Here is a 606-nt window from a genome sequence, read left to right as displayed (position 1 = left end):
CCGACCTGAACAAGCGCTGGACCGGCGCCGCGATCGAGCCGATGGGCGTAGGCCTGGCCGCGCCCTACATGCCGACCACCGGCGGCCGCGACGACATCGGCCTGATGCCGCAATGGTCGGTCGTCCACCTGCTGAGCATGGACCGCCGCGCACGCGACGTCACCCTCGGCACGGCCGAGCAGGCCGGCAGCTTCTCGGCCCACTACCGCGACAAGAACACCGGCCAGCCGGTGAGCCTGATCGACTATCCCTATATGACCCTGGTTGGCACCCCGGGCGACACCGTCAATCCGGCAACCAGAAAGGCAGAAGCCTTCCCGGCCTGCGCCAGCACCACCGCCTGCAAGACGCCGTACACCCATGACGTCTCGCACCAGCCGGCTTTCGCCTACCTGCCGTACATGCTGACGGGCGACCACTTCTTCCTGGAAGAGCTGCAGTTCTGGGGCATGTACAACCTGTTCAATTCGAACCCGGCATACCGCGAGAACATCAAGGGCCTGCTGCGTCCGGAACAGGTGCGCGGCCAGGCATGGGCGCTGCGCACCCTGGCCGAAGCAGCCTACATCACGCCGGACAGCGATCGCCTGAAGGAACACTTCAACC

Annotated in this window: 1 pseudogene; it reads left to right on the top strand. The window is 66.2% G+C overall.

The annotated features are described in order from the left end of the window. Positions 1-606, top strand: a pseudogene (locus tag LQ564_RS25750) (hypothetical protein); the annotation flags it as partial.

It is taken from the genome of Massilia phyllostachyos, from assembly GCF_021044825.1.
GTDB lineage: Bacteria > Pseudomonadota > Gammaproteobacteria > Burkholderiales > Burkholderiaceae_D > Telluria > Telluria phyllostachyos.
Note: the sequence above shows the minus strand (reverse complement) of the source record. Positions and strands in the feature narration are given on the sequence as shown.